This window comes from Cytobacillus sp. T106, from assembly GCF_040492155.1.
GTDB classification, from domain to species: Bacteria; Bacillota; Bacilli; order Bacillales; family Cytobacillaceae; genus Bacillus_AB; species Bacillus_AB infantis.
This window is the reverse complement of record NZ_JBEUMK010000011.1, coordinates 13,510-32,250: the sequence shown is the minus strand read 5'-3', so window position 1 is coordinate 32,250 and position 18,741 is coordinate 13,510. Positions and strand designations below refer to the sequence as shown.

The 18,741-nt window shown below is 47.6% G+C and carries 18 protein-coding genes; 7 read left to right on the top strand and 11 right to left on the bottom strand.

The features are described from left to right. Window positions 1–53 precede the first annotated feature (53 nt). The gene (locus ABU165_RS18135; RefSeq protein WP_318060767.1) at window positions 54–1,064 is read right to left on the bottom strand and encodes a C45 family autoproteolytic acyltransferase/hydrolase; all 1,011 of its coding nucleotides are present in this window, start codon (window positions 1,062–1,064) and stop codon (window positions 54–56) included. A gap of 51 nt (window positions 1,065–1,115) precedes the next feature. After that, window positions 1,116–2,012, bottom strand: a complete 897-nt coding sequence (locus ABU165_RS18130) for an aminoglycoside phosphotransferase family protein (RefSeq protein WP_318060768.1) — start codon at window positions 2,010–2,012, stop codon at window positions 1,116–1,118. 276 nt (window positions 2,013–2,288) lie between these two features. On the opposite strand from ABU165_RS18130, the gene ABU165_RS18125 reads away from it, so the two are divergent. From ABU165_RS18125 to ABU165_RS18115, 3 genes are all read left to right on the top strand, one after another. Continuing rightward, window positions 2,289–3,080: a transporter substrate-binding domain-containing protein gene (locus tag ABU165_RS18125; RefSeq protein WP_101551562.1), complete on the top strand. Its 792-nt coding sequence runs from the start codon at window positions 2,289–2,291 to the stop codon at window positions 3,078–3,080. A 63-nt stretch (window positions 3,081–3,143) separates the two neighbouring features. Next, window positions 3,144–3,788 carry an amino acid ABC transporter permease gene (locus ABU165_RS18120; protein ID WP_009791872.1) on the top strand — a complete coding sequence of 215 codons (645 nt, stop codon included), beginning with the start codon at window positions 3,144–3,146 and terminating at the stop codon, window positions 3,786–3,788. Next, window positions 3,785–4,513 (top strand): amino acid ABC transporter ATP-binding protein, encoded by a 729-nt coding sequence (locus ABU165_RS18115; RefSeq protein ID WP_094768811.1) that lies wholly within the window; start codon window positions 3,785–3,787, stop codon window positions 4,511–4,513. Before ABU165_RS18120 ends, ABU165_RS18115 begins: the two co-directional genes overlap by 4 nt. A 232-nt stretch (window positions 4,514–4,745) precedes the next feature. Here the strand turns inward: ABU165_RS18115 and abc-f are convergent, their stop codons facing one another. Further along, window positions 4,746–6,377: a ribosomal protection-like ABC-F family protein gene (gene abc-f / locus ABU165_RS18110; RefSeq protein WP_318060769.1), complete on the bottom strand. Its 1,632-nt coding sequence runs from the start codon at window positions 6,375–6,377 to the stop codon at window positions 4,746–4,748. 307 nt (window positions 6,378–6,684) lie between these two features. On the opposite strand from abc-f, the gene ABU165_RS18105 reads away from it, so the two are divergent. Beyond that, window positions 6,685–6,849: a hypothetical protein gene (locus ABU165_RS18105; protein ID WP_009791875.1), complete on the top strand. Its 165-nt coding sequence runs from the start codon at window positions 6,685–6,687 to the stop codon at window positions 6,847–6,849. 17 nt (window positions 6,850–6,866) lie between these two features. On the opposite strand, the gene ABU165_RS18100 is transcribed toward ABU165_RS18105, so the two are convergent. Both ABU165_RS18100 and ABU165_RS18095 read right to left on the bottom strand, forming a co-directional pair. After that, window positions 6,867–7,742 carry an aminoglycoside 6-adenylyltransferase gene (locus tag ABU165_RS18100; RefSeq protein ID WP_009791876.1) on the bottom strand — a complete coding sequence of 292 codons (876 nt, stop codon included), beginning with the start codon at window positions 7,740–7,742 and terminating at the stop codon, window positions 6,867–6,869. 27 nt (window positions 7,743–7,769) lie between these two features. Next, window positions 7,770–8,270 carry a DinB family protein gene (locus ABU165_RS18095; RefSeq protein ID WP_009791877.1) on the bottom strand — a complete coding sequence of 167 codons (501 nt, stop codon included), beginning with the start codon at window positions 8,268–8,270 and terminating at the stop codon, window positions 7,770–7,772. Window positions 8,271–8,445: 175 nt separating this feature from the next. Here ABU165_RS18095 and ABU165_RS18090 point away from each other — a divergent pair, with 175 nt between their 5' ends. Both ABU165_RS18090 and ABU165_RS18085 read left to right on the top strand, forming a co-directional pair. Then, complete coding sequence (locus ABU165_RS18090; RefSeq protein WP_318060770.1) at window positions 8,446–8,946, top strand: hypothetical protein; 501 nt, start codon at window positions 8,446–8,448, stop codon at window positions 8,944–8,946. Between the two features lie 23 nt (window positions 8,947–8,969). Beyond that, complete coding sequence (locus ABU165_RS18085; RefSeq protein ID WP_248138968.1) at window positions 8,970–9,461, top strand: hypothetical protein; 492 nt, start codon at window positions 8,970–8,972, stop codon at window positions 9,459–9,461. Here the strand turns inward: ABU165_RS18085 and ABU165_RS18080 are convergent. Continuing rightward, the gene (locus tag ABU165_RS18080; RefSeq protein ID WP_224951294.1) at window positions 9,458–10,492 is read right to left on the bottom strand and encodes a GGDEF domain-containing protein; all 1,035 of its coding nucleotides are present in this window, start codon (window positions 10,490–10,492) and stop codon (window positions 9,458–9,460) included. The two genes, ABU165_RS18085 and ABU165_RS18080, sit on opposite strands and share 4 nt — an antisense overlap. 222 nt (window positions 10,493–10,714) lie before the next feature. On the opposite strand from ABU165_RS18080, the gene ABU165_RS18075 reads away from it, so the two are divergent. After that, entirely contained in the window at window positions 10,715–11,251 is a 537-nt protein-coding gene (locus tag ABU165_RS18075) for a hypothetical protein (protein WP_129613467.1), read from the top strand. An 80-nt stretch (window positions 11,252–11,331) separates the two neighbouring features. On the opposite strand, the gene ABU165_RS18070 is transcribed toward ABU165_RS18075, so the two are convergent. The 5 genes from ABU165_RS18070 to dcuS form a co-directional block, all read right to left on the bottom strand. Next, entirely contained in the window at window positions 11,332–12,237 is a 906-nt protein-coding gene (locus ABU165_RS18070) for a macrolide 2'-phosphotransferase (RefSeq protein ID WP_396349991.1), read from the bottom strand. A gap of 529 nt (window positions 12,238–12,766) precedes the next feature. Beyond that, a complete protein-coding gene (locus ABU165_RS18065) occupies window positions 12,767–14,461 on the bottom strand; it encodes an NAD-dependent malic enzyme (RefSeq protein ID WP_318060771.1) in 1,695 nt (564 codons plus the stop codon). Between the two features lie 415 nt (window positions 14,462–14,876). Further along, window positions 14,877–16,226, bottom strand: a complete 1,350-nt coding sequence (locus ABU165_RS18060; RefSeq protein WP_248138974.1) for a 2-hydroxycarboxylate transporter family protein — start codon at window positions 16,224–16,226, stop codon at window positions 14,877–14,879. A 121-nt stretch (window positions 16,227–16,347) separates the two neighbouring features. Further along, on the bottom strand, window positions 16,348–17,055 hold the full coding sequence (locus ABU165_RS18055) for a response regulator (RefSeq protein WP_248138976.1): 708 nt from the start codon (window positions 17,053–17,055) through the stop codon (window positions 16,348–16,350). Next, entirely contained in the window at window positions 17,052–18,653 is a 1,602-nt protein-coding gene (gene dcuS / locus ABU165_RS18050) for a DcuS/MalK family sensor histidine kinase (RefSeq protein ID WP_248138978.1), read from the bottom strand. Before dcuS ends, ABU165_RS18055 begins: the two co-directional genes overlap by 4 nt. Window positions 18,654–18,741 lie beyond the last annotated feature (88 nt).

Below are 18,741 nucleotides of genomic sequence, written 5' to 3'. Positions count from 1 at the left end.
TCTCACGTTATCCTTTATTTGTAAATGAGCATGCGGACTAATAATAATCCGGCTCATATTTTCCCTTGCATTGCTGTTTGTTCAAGATCTTCCCCAGCAAGCCACTTTTTTAGATTAATCTGCAGCGGATCTTCTCCACGGCAGAGAGAAGTAACTATCTGAGAGTCCTGAAAAGAGTAGCCAAACGTGTGCAGTGTTCCAAAGAGATCTTCATAGTCTGTAAAAAACAGCGGTGACTCTGAGTCCCTGAACAGATCGAAGGTTTGCTGGAAAGAAAGCTGTTTACTTCCGACCAAATCGAGATAACCGGTTCGCTTGATCGACCCATCAATATGCTCACGATTCTTCCCTGCCATCTCTTCTGACCTGAAATGGTTGACGCAGGAATGAAACACTTCCGGCCCTTGTCTTATCAATACCTTATCGGGGCTTGCCTCCACTGCCCCCTGATTGCCAAAGCTGTCAGCTAGGGAGAAATTATAGCAGGCTGCATGGGGAATTTCCTTCAGAAGTTCAGCAGCCTCCCTCACAGTGGCACAAGTATCCAGCACCATCCTCACACTTGTCCATGCCGATAGCCCTTCCTGATAGCCATCGTGACTGACAAAATGAAGCCCTGCCGCGAGCCCTTTTTCATTCACCCCATCATGCCGGCCGATGGCCTGAAGATTGTAGCCGGCTGACGCAAGAGCCGGCAGATTCTCTGATAGAGTGAAGATACCGTCATAGAACTCTGGGGAGAAATCATAATTGCGCACATAAAAGTCTTTCGTCATAACCGCTGTACAGCCCATGGCAGCCACCTTGGGCACATCATAACCGCTGAAAAGTGCTGCTGCCTTATGATAAGGAATCTCCAAGCCGTCAGCAATCCCTTTTAATTCATCCAGGAGATGAGGAGAATAAGCTTTAAGGATTCCCTCCATTTTCTCTATATTGATATCAGCCTTTGTGATACTTTTAAACACATTCACTATAGGCTTCCCTGACAAGTGCCTGCCCAAGGCTGCACCGTTTTCATAAGGGCCCTTCCGCAGCTGCAAAATATCCGTTTTGAATTCCATATCGAGGTCTCCTTTTGATAGATTCATACCACTTAAAGAGTTCAACGCTGTTTATAAAACCAATGACACTAAGGCTCCAAACTTTCCCAGTCCCGCTTTCCAGTCCGGCTTCTTTCCATTCCGTACATCATAAAGGAGCTCATGAAAAATAGGCTGAAGCCCGTAAAAGCTCTGAACCCTTTTGAAGAGGGCATCTGCTGATTCATTCGTCTGATACCAGGACAGGACCTCCTTCGTGAAGTTTTCTCCATAAGCCCAGTAAATGCCCGCAAAGTCGAATGCCGGGTCTCCAAGCTGGGCGTCGGTAAAATCAATGACCGCGCTGATACGGCCCTTCTTTTCGCTGTAAATGATATTGGAAGCTGTCAAATCACCGTGAATGATAGATTTTTTAATAGAATAGCCAGGGAATTCTTCAAGAAAATCCCTGAATATCCCATTAATCAGATCCTTTTCCCTGTCTTTTAGATAAGGGAGAATTTCCTCCCTGACAGATGAATGCAAGGCTTCCCAGTACTCCAATGTATGAAGGGTTTTCAGATTCATAGTGTCTGCCTCTGCAGGGTCTATAGAGTGCAGCTTAGTTAGAAAATCGCCCAGCAGCCTTGCATTTTCCTGGTTATTCTTGAAGGAGTCCATGCTGATATCGCCCAGCATCCTGCCTTCGAGATAATCATACCGGACACATTTTAACATTTGATTCTGGTACAAATATTCATAATCCGGCAACTGCAGGATGGGGTGTTTCTTTTTCAGCAGATGCAAGAGCTTCCCTTCCGCCTCTACTTTTAAGATCACATCTTCAGATTTCGGAAACCTGAAGACGAGACTTTCATTAATGATCACGATATCGTTATCCCAGCCCTTTTCATTTGCTTGAAACTTTTTTATTTTTAAGTCTGGATATTCATCCGAAATGAACTCAAGATATTCTTCTTTTCCCAGCATATAAACCCCAGCCTCCCTCTAGCTTACTGAAGGTATTCCCCCGTTTTTTTCCAAGTATAGCATAACAGACGCAGGTACAGGACCTTTTCCCCCTGCCTCTTCCTCACACATAAACTGCCTCACAAAGCCTTTCTCCCTGTCCAATAACAACGCAAAACCGGGACACATTACCCACCCAGCTCTGTGCTGAAAGCCTTTTCCTTTGAAATTACCTGTAAACATTTGCTAACATTGTCAATGTAGCGAATTATCAGACAATAGATTGGGAGGGGTTAGATGAAAAAAATACAATTATTCAGCTTTATGATGCTAGTGATGCTGGTCCTGGCTGCATGCGGCACAGATGATGCAGACAGCAGCGGTGATGGAGGGAGCTCCGGTGACGACGGAAGCAAAACCTATACGGTTGGGACGGATACAACCTATCCTCCGTTTGAGTTTGAAGAAGGCGGCGATTATAAAGGGATTGATATTGATATCATCAATGCCATTGCAGAGGAAGAAGGGTTTGAGATTGAATTAAAGCCTATGGATTTTGGCGGCATCATCCCGGCCATCCTGGCTGACCAGCTTGATGTAGCCATTGCTGGCATGAGCATTACAGATGACCGCAAAGAAAAAGTTGATTTTTCAGACCCGTATTTTGATGCCGGGCTGACTCTTGTTGTTTCAGAAGATAACAGCGACATTACCAGTATAGACGATTTAAAAGGGAAAGTGGTCGCCGTTAAGAATGGTACAACAGGTGCGGAGCATGCCGAGGAAATTAAAGAGGAAGCCGGCATAAAAGAAGTCCGCCAATTCAATGACAGCCCGTCCATGTTCCAGGAAGTGGCCAACGGGAACGCAGACGTGCTGATTGAAGACTATCCGGTTATCGCGTACGCCATTAAAACAAGCGGCCTTGATCTGAAAACCGTCGGGGACCGCCTGACCGGCGACCAGTACGGCATCTCTGTAAAAAAAGGCGAAAACCAGGAGCTGCTGGAAAAAATCAACAGCGGCCTCCAGAAGATAAAGGATAACGGCACATACGATGAGATTTTAGGACGTTATCTGGAAGAGTAAGAATTTGCTCAGCGCGCTCCCCAAAAGCGCGCTGTCTTTTTCGAGAAAGAGAGGAGCAGCGATTTGGATATTTTCATAGAAGCCCTTCCTGTCTTATGGGCCGGGCTAAAACTGACTGCATATATTACCGTTCTCGGTCTGCTGTTTGGATTCATCATCGGGCTGATCACCGCACTTTTCCGCCTTTCCCCGATTCCGCCTTTAAGGTGGATCGCCATTTGGTTCATCAACTTAGTACGGGGAACACCTTTCCTCGTTCAATTATTTTTCATTTACTTTGGATTGAATTCACTTTCGTTCATTTCGCTTGAGCCTGTAACGGCAGGTATTGTCGGCGTTGCCATCAATGCAGGCGCCTATATAGCTGAAATCATCCGGGCCGGCATTCAGTCCATCGACAAAGGGCAGACAGAAGCTGCCCGCACACTGGGGCTGACAAGTACGCAGACCATGCGCTATATCATCCTGCCCCAGGCTTTAAGAAGGATGCTGCCGACATTTGTGAACCAGGCGATCATCAGCCTGAAAGACACCTCCCTCCTGTCGGTCATCGGAATCGCCGAACTGACTCAAAGAGGGCAAGTCGTCGTATCAGCGACCTATGAACCTTTTAAAATATGGGGCATGGTCGCGCTCATGTATTTCATCCTGATCTACCTGCTCACCAAGCTCGGCGACTTTATTGAAAGGAGATATCAGCTGCGATGAGCGTAATCCAAGTCAATAATCTGAAAAAATCATTCGGCGAACTCGAAGTATTGAAAGATATCAGTACAGAGGTAAAAGAGCAGGAAGTGGTCTGTGTTGTCGGCCCTTCCGGCTCTGGAAAGAGTACCTTTCTGAGATGCCTGAATAAACTTGAGGAAATTACGGGTGGCCATGTCATCGTGAATGGAAATGACATAACCGATCCTAAAATCAACATCAATAAAATCCGCCAGGAAGTCGGGATGGTGTTCCAGCACTTCAACCTTTTCCCTCATAAAACAGTGCTGCAGAATATTACCCTGGCCCCAATGAAAACGAAGGGCGTCGACAAAGAAACTGCAAAAAAGAAAGCCCTCGAACTTCTTAGAAAAGTAGGGCTTGAGGAAAAAGCGGACAGCTACCCCGGCGAATTATCCGGCGGGCAGAAACAGCGTGTCGCCATCGCCAGGGCACTTGCCATGGAGCCAAAGGTCATGCTGTTCGATGAGCCTACATCTGCCCTCGATCCTGAAATGATCGGGGAAGTGCTCGAGGTTATGAAAGATCTTGCCCGTGAAGGCATGACCATGGTCGTCGTCACTCACGAAATGGGATTTGCCCGCGAAGTCGGGGACCGTGTCATCTTCATGGACGGCGGATATATCGTCGAAGAAGATGTCCCAGGCGAATTATTCGGCAACCCCAAGCATGAACGGACTAAGGCTTTTCTTGGCAAAGTGCTTTAGGCCGGGTTTGTGGATACAACAGAAAGGAGCCCTGCTGCGGCGGCAGGGCTCCTTTTGATTTGGACTTTTGAAAAGGCGAGTTGCTAATATATTTGGGAAGCTGCTAATAAAACGGGAAACTTGCTAATATATGGATAAAGTTGCTAATAAAATCAAAAAGTTGCTAATATATCGTGAAAGCTGCTAATATCCGTCCCCTGCACCCTTCCCCAACCTAATATCCGCACAAAATTCATCCAAGCTCCCTTATCCGCCTTGTAAGCTCATTAAATTTCCGGTCCAGCTCCTGATATTCTTTGTCTTTCGGCGTCATAAAGCTGAGCTTCCCCAGCACTTCCTGCCTTTCAGCTTCAAGCTTCATCCTCAGCTCTTCCCGGTCATCCCTTGTTTCCGGTTCCTGGTCGAATTGCCTTTGAATAGTCCCGCCTGCAATCACGAGCTTGCTGCTGGTTATTTTCTCAAGAAAATAGCGGTCATGCGACACCGCCAGTAGTGTCCCTGGATAGGCTGACAGGGTTTCTTCCAGCTGTTCGCGCGAAGGAAGGTCAAGATGGTTGGTCGGCTCATCAAGTATGAGCACATCTTTTTCCTCCAGGATGTATTCCATCAGCTTGCACTTGACGCGCTCGCCCATGCTCATATTCCCGATCGGCTCCTTCCACTGTGATGCCGTAAAGCCGAGATGCTTCATCAAGGTTTGGACCTTCCCTCTTTCCGCAAACGTTTCCCGGTAAAAAAGATCCTCCGGCGTCTGGTCGAGCGGCAGATCGAATACTTCCTGCGTCAAGTAGCCGACACTGGCTGCCGGCGACACCCAGACCTCTCCCTCTGCTGTTTCCTTTCCCATGACGATTTTCAGGAAAGTCGTCTTCCCGCTGCCGTTCGGCCCTGTTATGGCCACTCTTTCGCCATGCTGGATGGTGAAATGCGCTTTTTCAAACAGCTTGCGCCCATCAAAGGATTTTGCAAGATTCTTCACTTCCAAAAACCGCTTGCCCCGCTTTGTGTTTGCCGAAATCGAAAAGCGGACCTCATGCTCAGGCGCGACAGGAGCTGCTTTTGATTTTTCCAGCTCCTTTTCCAGCCGCTTCCGCTTGGATTTCACCTGTGAATCAAGGCGCTTCGCCTTCACACGGTGATATTCCTTGAAGCCTTCCTCTTTCATCGATTTAGCATGGCCGGTGTTTGCCCAGGAGCTCAGCTCATTCAGCTGCCCCTCGATCCGCTCGACCATCTTCTGCTGCTTTTCATATTCCCGCTGCTGTGCAAGCCGTTTCTGCCTCCGGGCCTCCATATAACTCGAATAATTCCCTTTATGCTCAATCAGCTGCTTATCCTCGATCGACCAGATTTTAGAAACCGCAGCATCCAAAAAGTGGCGGTCATGGGATACGAGGATGATCGTCCCTTTATAGGCTGCAATCTGTTCCTTCAAAATCTCCATGCTCTGCTCATCCAGATGGTTGGTCGGCTCATCGAGGAGCAGAAGGCCTGCATCTGCCGCGAAGCCTTTTGCGAGACGGGCCTTCAGTTTTTCCCCGCCGCTCATCCGTACATAGCCCACAGCAGGAACCTGCCATTTTTCCAGCAGCTTAATTTCCAATGGAGATTGATGCCCTAAAGCATAGGATTCTGTTTCCTGCTCTACCATCAGGATATCAGCTTCCTGTCCCACCCACTGGATCTGCCCGCTGGAAGGCTGCCTCTCACCGGTGATCAGCTGCAGCAGAGTGGATTTTCCGGCTCCATTTTTTCCGATGATGCCGATCACTTCCCCCTGCAGGACACTGCTATTCACCCCTTCAAATAGGCTTACATCCATAATTTCATAGCTAATGTCTTTCAGTTTCAACATTTCCTTCATACTCTCATCCCTCTCTTTAAGGGAGAACCAAAAAAATCCTCCCAATTGAATTGGAAGGATTAGCCGTACCTTTGCATCAGCAAATAAACCATTATCATAATGGCTGAATGATGTATAAGTGAAAAATGGGCAGACTAATCCTATTTTTTGTGTGAATTGAAATATGCTATTTCAATCAAGAAAAAATAAGATCAGTTATCCATCGTCCACCCATCATTCCTTTCGCACTTAGTTGGATATTAGTATACCACAAAATGGCGGAACATTGTGATATAATACGTAAAAATAAGGAAAAGGAGGACACCTGATGTCTGGAAAAAAAGTAGCCGTATTCATCTTTGTTGGTGTTTTGGCTCTGGTCATTATTTTGTTTGTTGTTATGAATTTGTTTTTCAGTTATATGGAAACCAATGATGGTACGGATGATACTGCCTTTAACACTCCTTCTGTCTATATTGCGGACAAGTTATAGAGGGAAATTATCGAGGCTCACACTGGCCGCTGCTCTTGGCTATAAAGAGACTCCACCAGCCCTGCTGCATATGCATCCCCTTCTTCAGGATAGTGAAGATCCATTTTTACACAAACATCTTTGGCAGTTTCTCTGAAAAAGCTCATCGTATTATGCAGGGCCCTCCAGACATCCTCTTCTTCATAAACTCCATAAAGGTTTTTATAGGCGGACACTGTTTCAGGATCAGCCCATTTTTCAAAAAAGCGGTTACCGTGCCAGGTGTCAAAAGCAAGGCCTTTATTAAGCTTGGTCTGCGTCCGTACCAGCTGCATGAGCAAATGCTTCATATAAGAGTCGCAAATCGATTTTGCATCAAGCAGCTCTCCCCGCCTGATTTTCTTTGCAGCCAATACAGCATGGTACCAGAAATCATGGATAGCATTTCTTATCTCCTCTGAACCAGGCATCTGAGGGGCAGGCAGGTTTTTGGGCGCCTGATGAACCAGGGCAGTGACGGTGCCGTCCTTGTCGAACAGTACCCTCACACCCTTTGCAAATACGCCAAGCGGCTCCGGATCCTGCTCAAGCTCCGGCAGTGCGGAAACAGGGAAAAACGCAAAGTCCACATCAAGCCCCTCTTCAAACAGGACCCTTCTTTCCTTTCCTCCCCCAACGGCAGTATTCTCAAGGAATGTCAGATAATGCTTCCCTATTTTCCCCAGCCAGTCTGTATCATTAAGAAATGCAGACGGGTTTTCCACGATAGCCACAAGATCAAGGTCGGAATACTCGTCAGCCGGCACCTCCGTTCTTGCCCTGGAACCTACAATGAGCGCCGCCCGGATCTTTTCATCGTTTTTCGCCATCTCCATAAATCCCGCTATTATTGTTTCATAAGTCAGTTTGTTCATGATTTACTGCTCCTTTTACTCATACTCTTAAATCCCCAGCCTCTCCTCCAGCTCCCCTTTCTGCCGGAGATGATGCCGGAAATGCATTTCAGCCAGCTCGTGCCACTCCATGGCGCTCAGCCAGCCGAAGCCTCCATGCTCAGTTTTAAGGTCAGGTTGAATCTTATCCAGTTTTTCCCCCAGCTCCCTCATCCTTCTTTCCAGCTGCACAAGCCTTTCGAGCAGGGAAGCTGAAGTACCTGAGTTGTCCGGCGGCTGGTTCATCTCATCCGGCAGCCTGATTTTAACAGGCGGGAAGCCTCCTTCCCTGAACAGCTTTTCGCCAAATTCCGTTTTCCCTCTGCCCTGTACAGGCTCAGCAGCAGCGCACGCTTCCGCTTCATCCAAATACTCATCGGCCACCACAATCACATGATCATACATCTGCGCAAGAGACCATACCCCACCAGCCGGAATTTGCCTCAGCTGTTCCAAATCATACTTTCCGAGGCTTTGTTTATAAATCTCCATGACACTCTGCTCCGCCATCGCTCCCGCTCCTTTCCAAAGTCCCTGACACTACTATTCTCCACTCCAATTAGGAAATCCTTTGTGAGGCCGGGGGGACAGGTCCCTTGGCTCAAAAAACAAGAAATATTAGCATTTCCAAAAAGCAGTGTCTCCTGCTAAAGTTAATATGAATATTAATACAGGAGGCTTCTTCATGCTTGGCATTAAAAACTATAAGCCAGTTTTCTACGGAGACTCTTTGGAATTCATAAAGAATCACGGCAATCGCCTTAGATCCATGGTTAATAAAAATCTATGTGGGATGTGGACTGTCCACGAAGTGTCGAGCGGTGAATTTTGGGGTGATTGTCCAGTCGTCTTACTAATAGGAGGACAGCAGCTGGAGTTTTGTTCGTTTAAAGATCAAATCGCTGTAAGCTGGAATGCAATTGATGTAAATGAAAGTATAATATGGTATGGATCCTGGGATTTAAGACTTGAATGGCGAAAAAATGCGATAAAAGGCACTTCTGCTCTCACCGGCAGTCCAGTAGAGGGGGCAGACTTGATTGAAACAGCACAAGGAGGTTACTCCAGCACACTAAAAGGATTAGGATTGAAGACAGCTAAAGGCTATATTTCGCTATTTAATGAGTTTGATGAAACAGTCCTTGCGTTCAAAAAAAATGAAGAGTGTCTTTATACAGAAATCTAAGCCATTCCCAAAAGGAGCATACCATGAAAAAAGCTTGGATATTGATTATAGGCCTTTCCCTTTCCTATCTCACCGTTTTCATGATTACCGAAATTTACACGATCAAACGGTTTGACATTATGTCCGGCAACGGAAATATTGGTCTCCTGCCTGCAGGCTTCTTGCTCCTTCTTTCTATTTTTCTCATAGTGCCGATCTATCAATCTATCCCAAATACAATTAAAAACAGCTGGATTGCAGCTGTTTTCTTCTCAGTTTCCCTTCTTATGCTGATTTCTATTTATATTGGAAAATCAAGACTGGGCCACATCAGAAAATCTCTTTCCGCACATTTTGAAAGCAGCGATGTCAGTCAGTTAACAAGCGGCATGACAATCTACACTAATGCTGTCTATATCAATATGTTCAGCTTTAGCACGGTACTGCTCATCATTGTTCTACTAACTATGATATTAAAAAAATGCACCGGACGGAGAAACCGGTACCTTGTCCCTGCAGCAAAAAAGGGACACTAAATCTGTCCCTCATCCCCAAACGTCACCCGGTTCCGCCCCTCATGTTTAGATTGATAAAGTCCCTGGTCAGCTCTTGAGAGAAGGGAATCTACAGTATCTCCTTTTTTATACTGGGCAACGCCAAAGCTGGCAGTCTGATTCCCTGCCGGGGGAAAGCTGCTTTCCATAATCACCTTTCTCAGTTTCTCAGCCAGGTTTACCGCACTTTCCCCTGTCTTTGGGGTAAGAATGATAAACTCTTCCCCTCCCCAGCGCCCAAAAAGCTCAGCACCCGTCAATGGTTGTCTGACGAGTGAAGCCAGCTGTTTGAGGACAAGATCACCTGCATCATGCCCATAAGTATCGTTCACACATTTAAAATGGTCGATATCAAAGAAGATCACTGAAAAACCTTCTGATTTTTTTATCCATTCTTCAAGCCACCCATCAATTCGAAGCCGGTTTGCAATGCCGGTAAGCGAGTCAGTATAGGCGACCCTCTTCATGCTTTCAAGCTCTGAAAACAGCTTGAACAGGTGAAGGGCCATATAAAATACAAGTATATAAAAAAGGTAGGCCACATAAAACTGAGCCAGTGACTCAAGGCTGTCGCCAGAGGCATTAGGGAGATTCATCAGTCCAAAAGCAAATATAATGACAAAAATGAAAAGCGAATAAACAGCGCCCCATTTTGCCCTTAAGATCAGGAAGAAAATCAAAATAACTGCCGGAACCCAGATGACAGAGACCCCAAATGCCCCTTCCTTCCCCTTTCCGATATAATTAAAGACACCATCATATATGATGGCTATATGTGCAGCACTGATGATCGCCAAAGTAGCGAGCTCAAAAGCACGCAAAAACTTTCTTTTATAAACAGCAGCCCAGCTGATGATATTCCAAGCTATCAAAATCCTTGTCAGATATGTTTCTAAATTGTCTTCCGAGTCATTTTCCATAAGATTATAACTAACCATCGCCAACAGAATCAAAGGAATCATATACAGATAGATCATACGCTTGAAATCCATATATGAATTATACTTTCTCAAATCCGCTTCCCCTTTAAGTCGCAGTGCAGTTCTGCTTTATAAACTTCTTTCTTTATCTTACAAACAAATGGAAAAAAGTCCAGTCTTTTCGGCACAAAACAAAGCTCCTGCCCCGCCGGCAAAAGATCTTTCCTCCGCCCTAAAATAGTCTGCAGCTGCAGGAGGTTTGTCCATTCGTTTCTTCCTGCTTTTCATATATTGATTATGAAGGGAGTGAAATGAATGCGATTTAATATTTTGACGACAGGACCGATGAAAATTCCGGGCCAAATCTCAGGGGATCCAGCAGGAGGTCCGCCTGACGTTGTAAGAGTTTCCATCTCCAATCCGACTAATCGAGATTATAGGATTCAGCTGTTTGCGGAAGTCTGTTCATTAGACGAGGACGGTGTTGGCGAATCAACCCTCTTTCCAGACGCTGTATTTGTCATCCCGGCAGGCAGCTGCCGAAACAGGACATTCGGTTTTTTAGACCCGGACATAGGAGGAAATGCCGGTGACCAGCTCCGCTTCTTCGCAGTCGGTGATGTGGAGCTTCAGGCGGTAAAACTGGAGCTTTCCTTTGTAGGACAAAGGCTTGCTGATGAAATGAATGAACCGACCATGTTTTTCCGCCATGATGATCTGCTTGAGGTGAGAAACAGATATACACATCCAATCAGCGAGGCGGTTTTGGGCGGTAGCAGCCAATCGTGGGACACGCTCACTGCTGGTGATGAAGGTTCAAATCCTGCAAGTGCAGGAAATGAGGCAGAATAGGCAATTGATCTTGAGGGGCAGGTCATGCACAATGTTCCATAAAAATCGGGACAAGGTGCACTTCCCCTGTCCCGCTGCATTTATAAGTTTTCCTGGCTTAGAATCTGTTTCGCCATTTCCATATATTCTTCCAGACCGGATTTCAAGGCGAATTCGGCAATGGCTACAGGATAGGCTGCTTCAAGCTCCATGACATGCTTGGCCATGTTTGGCCACACGTCCCCCCCGGCAGCACTGTAGCAGCCGATTAGCCGTTCCAGCTCTTTTTTGCCAAATGTACGGTAATGCCCTACGAAATCATTGGCTATATCAGTTACTGACGCTTCTGTCCAGTCGATAAAACCAGTCACCCGTGAGTCCTCGTCGATCAGGATATGCCCGGGATGCAGATCCCCATGCACCAGACCAGTCTGTTTGGGCCACATCGAGCTATCGTGCACCCACGTCTGCCACCTTTTCCACAAGGCGTCATGTACTTCAAACTTTTCCTTCACTTTTTCCATTCTCAGCATCATACTGGCTCTCGCCGTTTCTGCACTCTCAACTGGCAGTTTCGCTCCCTCAGCTTCGTCCTTCCCAATCTTATGGAGGGAAACCATGGCTTTTGCCAGACTCTCTATATACTTCTCTGGCAAATCATTCACGTCCAGCTCCCATTTATAGGCTTTAGCTTCATGATCAATGGTGCCTGCAGGAACGCCATCCAGCTTTTTATAGGCAATCAGTTCCTCGTTATATACAAGCCAATCCGGAGTCTGGATCAGGATATAGGAGCCGACCAGCTCAAGTGTCCTCTTTTCCTTCGCAGTTGACGGTATTACATCCCCCCTCCTGGGGAAACGGAGCACCCATCTCTCTCCCTTGACATCTTCCACAAATACAACCAGGAAATCAAGCCCCGACTCATTGAATTCCAGCGGCTCTTCTTTAGCTTCAATACCATTTTTTCTTGCAATTCCCAATACCTTTTCTTTTGCCATACTCATAGTCCATTCTCCTTTAATGCTATTTTGTACTAAAAAAACACAGACTGGCCGCCTGTGTTTAAAGTAAATGGAAAATATAGTTATGTCTGTCCTAAAAAAGAAATGCCATAGAGAAGACAAAACTCAAAAGGCCATGAAAAAAGACAGCAAAAAAAGAGGACAGACTCGTCCTCCCTTTCCTTATACAATCAAACGTAAAATAAGGTTTTCTTAAAAATAGGCAGACCAATCCCATTTACCCTGCACACAGGCAGAGCCCTTGAACGTATTTAATTAACGATTCAAAGCTGGGAAAAAACGTAGTCTGATGCTGGCTGCCACAAAGAAAACCTCCATTTCTGTTAAAAGTTGAATCTATTATATCATGAAAGGGGCCGCAGGGACACAGGCTGCTGTCACATTTATCCTGATAGAAAACCTTTTTTTCATGACTGTCCCGCATTAGGCCAATACAGTGTCCGATCAGTACATAGAGCACCGCCCTAATCCCAAAAAAGAGGGACAGCATAACCTGTCCCCCCTTGTACCACTATTTACTCTTAATTTGTTTATATTCAGGCTTCCACATAGCATCGTCTACAGCTTGTTCAATATCGTCGAACTCCGCTTTGGCAATGCCTTCCTGGACGGCAGCCTTGGCTACTTCGATGGCAACATGCCTTGAGACGTCAGCCAGTTTGGTGATGGCCGGCAGCAGGGAAGCACCAGGCGTGCTGCTGTCTGATTTCTCGGCAACTGCATTGGCTGCAGCGGCGAACATGCCTTTTGAAATGATTTCAGCTTTGGCGACAATCGCTCCGAGGCCGAGGCCAGGGAAAACAAATGCGTTATTGGACTGGCCGATTTCATGGCTGATTCCGTTATACTCTACATTCGCAAACGGGCTTCCTGTGGCAATGAGCGCCTTGCCGTCTGTCCAGTTGAAAAGATCCTCAGGCACCGCTTCAGCTAGGAGTGTCGGGTTGGACATTGGCATGATGATCGGTCTTTCAACGTGCTTGGCCATCTCCCTTACGATTTCCTCTGTGAAGGCGCCGGCCTGGCCGGAGGTGCCGATCAGGATCGTCGGCTTTACCCGCTTCACCACTTCCAATAACGGAATCGTGTACGCTCCGTCTCTTTCCCAATCCTTGACTTCCTCTGCACTGCGTACATAAGGCTTTTGGAATTTCAGGACATCAGGCGTTTCTTCCGTCAGCAGTCCGCGATAGTCAAATGCCCAGAACCGGTCATATGCTTCTTCACGGTCAAGACCTTCAAGGATCATCGTTTCTGCCATCTGGTCTGCGTTTCCGATGCCTGCCGCCCCAGGTCCAAAAACAAGGATGCGCTGGTCCTTCAAGGATCCGCCTGTCACCTTCAGGGCAGACATGACGGCAGCAAGTGTAACAGCCCCTGTTCCCTGGATATCGTCATTGAAAGTCAGGATTTCATTGCCGTACTTTTCCATGATGTTCCGTGCGTTCACATTGCCAAGATCTTCCCAGTGAAGAAGAACATTCGGGAAAAATTTGCGCGCCGTTACAACAAACTGGTCGACAAACTGCTCATAGCGCTCACCGCGGACGCGCGGGAATTTATTTCCGATATATAAAGGATCCTTGATCAGGTCCTCATTATTGGTCCCTACATCAAGCACAACCGGAAGCACACGGCTTGGATCAATGCCGGCTGCCGCTGTGTAAACTGCCAGCTTGCCAATCGCGATATTGATCCCGCCGACGCCCTGGTCGCCGATTCCCAGGATACTCTCAGAATCCGTCACAACAATCAGATCGATTCCTTCATGGGGCTTATTCAGGTTTTCGAATGCCTTGTCCATTTCCTCCGGATCTTCAATGGTCAAATAGAGGCCGCCCGGACGATGATATTCATGGGAATAGCGCTGGATCGCCTCACCCACAGTCGGTGTATAGATGATCGGCAGCATCTCGTTCAAGTGATCCCTGAGGAGACGGTAGAACAGGACGACATTACGATTATATAAATCATAGAGCACTCCGTTTTTGAACATATTGTTTGTCCGTCTGGAGAACTGCTCATACGCACGTGTTGCCTGTTCATCAAGAGTCAGCACCTGGGTTGGCAGCAAGCCCTGAAGCCCCAGATCATCCCTCTCTTCTTTTGTAAATGCGACACCTTTATTCAAATAAGGATTTGATAGAAGCTCTTTTCCTCTCAAATCTGTGTAAATTACGTTTTTTGCACCATCTGAAGCAGTCATAGATCATAGTTCTTCCTTTCAATTGGAGTCAATTTCCGTACTATTCCATGTTAGTAGCCTTTACCCATTATCTCCAGGTTATTTAACTAAAATTATTTAAAAAAGCAAGCAGCATCACATGCCGCCCGCCTATACCAGAATCCATTAAATACTATTCCAGCTTTTCTGTCAATTCGCGGGCCAGGGGGTCAGGTCCCTTGGCCCGGTTTTCGAGCCAGGGGGTCTGTCCCCTTGGCTCAGTTTTCGGGCCAGGGGGTCTGTCCCCTTGGCGCAGTTTTCGAGCCAGGGGGTCTGTCCCCTTGGCGCGGTTTTCGAGCCAGGGGGTCTGTCCCCTTGGCCCAGTTTTCGGGCCAGGGGGTCTGTCCCCTTGGCCCTGCCCTTGGCCCAGCCCCCTCAGCCCAGTCCCGGACCCGGTTCAGTTCAAGATCTTCATTAACAGAATGGCAAGGATGACTGTTGATGCGCCGCCGATTCTTGTGGAAACCTGTGCGAACGGCATCAGGGACATGCGGTTGGAAGCTGAAAGGATGGCAACGTCGCCTGTTCCGCCAAGGCCGCTGTGGCAGCCTGTAACGATTGCGGCATCAACAGGATACATTTTCATCAGTTTTCCTGTGAAGTAGCCTGTGATGACCATGGCCAGGACAACAGCCACACAAACTGCAATATAAGAAGGCGTTACGATTTTCACTACATCCTCAAGCGGGATATACAGCATTCCAAGGCCGACCATCAATGGCCATGTGAGGCTGGATGAAACGAATTTATAAAGGTGGAAGGCACCCTGCTCCATTTTGGCCGGCATAAGCTGCAGGCATTTAACAAGGGCAGCCGCAAAAATCATCAGGACTGGACCCGGGATGCCAAGGACATGGTGGCCAAGCCCTCCGATAATGAAGAAGCTGCAGGCAATCAGGAGCCCTGCCCCCATTAGCGGGAACTCGACAGGTTTGTTGATTGTCGAAGATTCTGTGATCCCGTCTCCGCCCTTCGATTTGACCAGGACTCCTTTTCCTGTAAGCTCCGGCTTTTTCTCTCCCAAGCGGGACAGGATGCCGGCACAGATGATCGCTGCAATATTTCCGATGACCGCTGCAGGAATCAGCTGGCCGACAAATGATTCTGAGCTCTGGCCAAGGACATCAGCATAGCCGATGGACAGCGGCAGGATTCCTTCGCCAATCCCTCCGGCAATGATCGGCACAACAATATAAAACAGCGTATGCTTTACATCATATCCAAACAGCATACCGACAAGAACGCCCGCACAAACTGAGGCAAGTGTACCCAGAACAAGCGGCACAAACATTCTGGTAAACCCCTGGATCAAGACCCTGCGGTTCATACCGAGGATACTTCCGACAACCAGGATCGAAATATACAGGTACAGGAAATTGGATGTTTTCATCAGCTGGGTGACAGCATCCATTCCGGTTGTATTAATAATATTAAAAAATACCAATATAGAAGGAACGAGCAGCGATAGTATCGCCGGGCCCCCGATATCCTTCAGGATCGGGATTCTCATTCCGATATCGCCAAGCAGGATTCCCATTGCCATAATGACGGCAAATCCGCCGATCATATCAGCCGGCAGTGATTCATAAGCTGCCGCAGCATATACAACAAGTGCTATTAAAACATAAAGCGGAAGCGGCACTGCTCCTACTTTTATACTTCCCAATTTTGCAAAAAAGCCTTTTTTCTCTTCCCTTTTATTATCTTCTGGTGCAGAAATCGGCTGCAGTTTCTTAGCTGGTTCCATAAAGCTTTCCTCCCATCTGTTCTACATGTCCATCTTAATTTTTCTAAAAGCGTTTTCATAGATTATGTAATTAGAGAAATTCTTTTTGAAATTAAAAAAAGTAAGCAGTTTCAGAAACTGCTTACAGAAAGTTCTTAATCAAATGCTCTTTATATGGGTTATATTCATGCTGGTACACGGGACGGCCGATCGTGCCATAGATGACCTTCACATCCAGTATGCCAAGCTCTTTTAAAAAGTTCAGGTATTTCCGCGCCGATACTCTTGAGACGCCTACCGCCTCGGCCATCTCGTCGGTGGAGAACGGTCCTTCCTTAAGCTCCTGCACGGCTTCCCAGACCTGTTTCAGCGTATCCTTTGTCAGTCCTTTCGGGAGCTCTTCCACGACCGACGGCTCCTCGCGCCGCAGCAGGTGGCTGTCCAGCTCCTGCTGGGTGACCTCTTCCCTCTTTTCAGCGAACCGGCTCTGCTGCTCATAGGCTGTCAGCGCCGCATTGAACCGTTCAAATTCAAATGGCTTGATGAGATAATCCACCACACCCGAACGCAGGGCCTGCCTGATCCGGTCCATATCCTTTGCGGCAGAGATGATGATCACATCGGTTTCCAGCTCATTTTCCCTCAGATAAGTGACCAGTTCAAGCCCGAGCCTCCCGGGCATATAAATATCAAGGAGAATCAGCTGGATGTCCTCCTTCTCCAGAAGGCTGACCGCTTCATCGACCGACCTGGCCGACGCAGCCAGCCGGAACCCTTCTACCTTGGCAAGATACCGTTTATTAATTTCAGCGACCATCGGATCATCTTCAACAATCATTACATTGATCATGTCTCATCATCCCCTGCTTTATAAGGTATATAGACGGCAAACTGCGTCCCCTTTCCTGCCTTGGAGGAAATGATCAGTTCCCCCTCCAGCTTATCAGCCGCCTGTGTGACCAGGTACAGCCCGAAGCCCCTGTCCTTCCCTTTTGTGGAAAAACCCTTCTCGGAAATCCGATCCTGGATTTCCTTTGTCATACCGCTTCCTGTATCTCTTACTTCTATTGTTAAAATTTCCTCGGCATAATCCAGCATTAACTCCACTTTTTTGACCGGCCTTCCTGATACAGCTTCCAATGCATTATCGATTAAGTTGCCGATGATCGTGATCAGATCATGGGTGATTTCCGGGTCCACCGGCTTTGGCAGATTATCGGCACAATCAAACGACAGCACCGCCCCTGATTCCCGGGCATTGCTCAGCTTGCCGATGAGAAAACCGGCCAGGACCGGGTCATGGATCTTCTTTGTTACAAAGCCCATTTCATTCTCCCGGTGATTGACCGTCTCGTTCACATACCTGGCAAGATGCTCGTACTGCTCGGTATGGACCATCCCCAGGATAACATGAAGCTTGTTCATGAACTCGTGGGCCTGTGCCCTCAAAGCATCTGCATAATTGCGGACACCTGTAAGCTGTTCGGCAAGCAGCTGGACCTCCGTCTTATCCCGGAAGGTCGCAATGGCGCCGACGAGCTGATTATCCACCACCACCGGCACCCGATTGACTAGAATCGTCACCCCGTGGAAGCTCTGCTCCTGGTCAAGATGTGTTTTCCCTGTGATCAGGACTTCCTTCAGGCGGGTTTCCGGAAGATACTCCTCAATCTGCAGCCCAACCGGATCCTTTTCAATGCCGGCCTTTTGAAAAAGCTTCCTTGCCGCCCGGTTTACGAGCGTAATCTTCCCGCTCTGGTCAACGGCAATGATCCCTTCACGCACAGACTGCAGCATTGAGCTGCGCTCCTCCAGCACCTTGGCAATCGCGGAAGGCTCCAGTCCCAGCAGGATTTTTTTTATGTACCTGGCAAGTATCACCGCACCGATAATCCCCACTAGGATGCCGATCAGCGTGCCGATGTAGATTGCGTTCTGGCTCTTATAGACAGCCTTCGTTACCGTCTCTAGAGAAATGCCGACAGCCACAGCCCCTATCTGCTCCCCGGCACTGCCAATGACAGGAGTGAATGCCCGCATCGATGGACCGAGTATGCCCTTGGAATAGGAAACATACTCTTCCCCCTCCAGCACAGGGCCTTCATCCCCGCCCCTGAAATGCTTTCCTATCTCAGATGACTCCGGATGTGACAAGCGGTAGCCCTTCATATCCATTACTACAATGAAATTGACATTTGTAAGCTCCCGCATTTCATTGGCAAAATCCTGGACCCCTGCGCCCTCAGGATCCCCTTCCAAAGCATCTTCAACAATCCGGCTGTGCGCCACCATTTTAGCGACATTTAAAGCTTTATCCTCCTGTGTTTCCTCAACACTGGAGGTGACCCTGCTGCTGATCAGCAGGTCGGTGATCATAAGGGAAATCATGACCACCACACAAACAAATATAATAATGATGGCTTGCAAGCTCCAGCGGCCCTTTTTCATAGTTTCCTCCAGCCATAGATTTAATTAAAGTATTCTCCACCATACCCTTATCCACACAAAGTAATGACAAAAGACCGCAGAGCCCTTC

Excerpts from the sequence above, each read along its gene's own strand:
- ABU165_RS18130 (WP_318060768.1), bottom strand. The coding sequence starts at position 2,012 with ATGCTGGGAAAAGAAGAATATCTTGAGTTCATTTCGGATGAATATCCA.
- abc-f (WP_318060769.1), bottom strand. The coding sequence starts at position 6,377 with ATGAAGGAAATGTTGAAACTGAAAGACATTAGCTATGAAATTATGGAT.
- ABU165_RS18070 (WP_396349991.1), bottom strand. The coding sequence starts at position 12,237 with ATGAGTATGGCAAAAGAAAAGGTATTGGGAATTGCAAGAAAAAATGGT.
- ABU165_RS18065 (WP_318060771.1), bottom strand. The coding sequence starts at position 14,461 with ATGACTGCTTCAGATGGTGCAAAAAACGTAATTTACACAGATTTGAGA.
- dcuS (WP_248138978.1), bottom strand. The coding sequence starts at position 18,653 with ATGAAAAAGGGCCGCTGGAGCTTGCAAGCCATCATTATTATATTTGTT.
- ABU165_RS18075 (WP_129613467.1), top strand. The coding sequence starts at position 10,715 with ATGCGATTTAATATTTTGACGACAGGACCGATGAAAATTCCGGGCCAA.
- ABU165_RS18055 (WP_248138976.1), bottom strand. The coding sequence starts at position 17,055 with ATGATCAATGTAATGATTGTTGAAGATGATCCGATGGTCGCTGAAATT.
- ABU165_RS18090 (WP_318060770.1), top strand. The coding sequence starts at position 8,446 with ATGCTTGGCATTAAAAACTATAAGCCAGTTTTCTACGGAGACTCTTTG.
- ABU165_RS18095 (WP_009791877.1), bottom strand. The coding sequence starts at position 8,270 with ATGGCGGAGCAGAGTGTCATGGAGATTTATAAACAAAGCCTCGGAAAG.
- ABU165_RS18105 (WP_009791875.1), top strand. The coding sequence starts at position 6,685 with ATGTCTGGAAAAAAAGTAGCCGTATTCATCTTTGTTGGTGTTTTGGCT.
- ABU165_RS18100 (WP_009791876.1), bottom strand. The coding sequence starts at position 7,742 with ATGAACAAACTGACTTATGAAACAATAATAGCGGGATTTATGGAGATG.
- ABU165_RS18060 (WP_248138974.1), bottom strand. The coding sequence starts at position 16,226 with ATGGAACCAGCTAAGAAACTGCAGCCGATTTCTGCACCAGAAGATAAT.
- ABU165_RS18085 (WP_248138968.1), top strand. The coding sequence starts at position 8,970 with ATGAAAAAAGCTTGGATATTGATTATAGGCCTTTCCCTTTCCTATCTC.
- ABU165_RS18115 (WP_094768811.1), top strand. The coding sequence starts at position 3,785 with ATGAGCGTAATCCAAGTCAATAATCTGAAAAAATCATTCGGCGAACTC.
- ABU165_RS18125 (WP_101551562.1), top strand. The coding sequence starts at position 2,289 with ATGAAAAAAATACAATTATTCAGCTTTATGATGCTAGTGATGCTGGTC.
- ABU165_RS18135 (WP_318060767.1), bottom strand. The coding sequence starts at position 1,064 with ATGGAATTCAAAACGGATATTTTGCAGCTGCGGAAGGGCCCTTATGAA.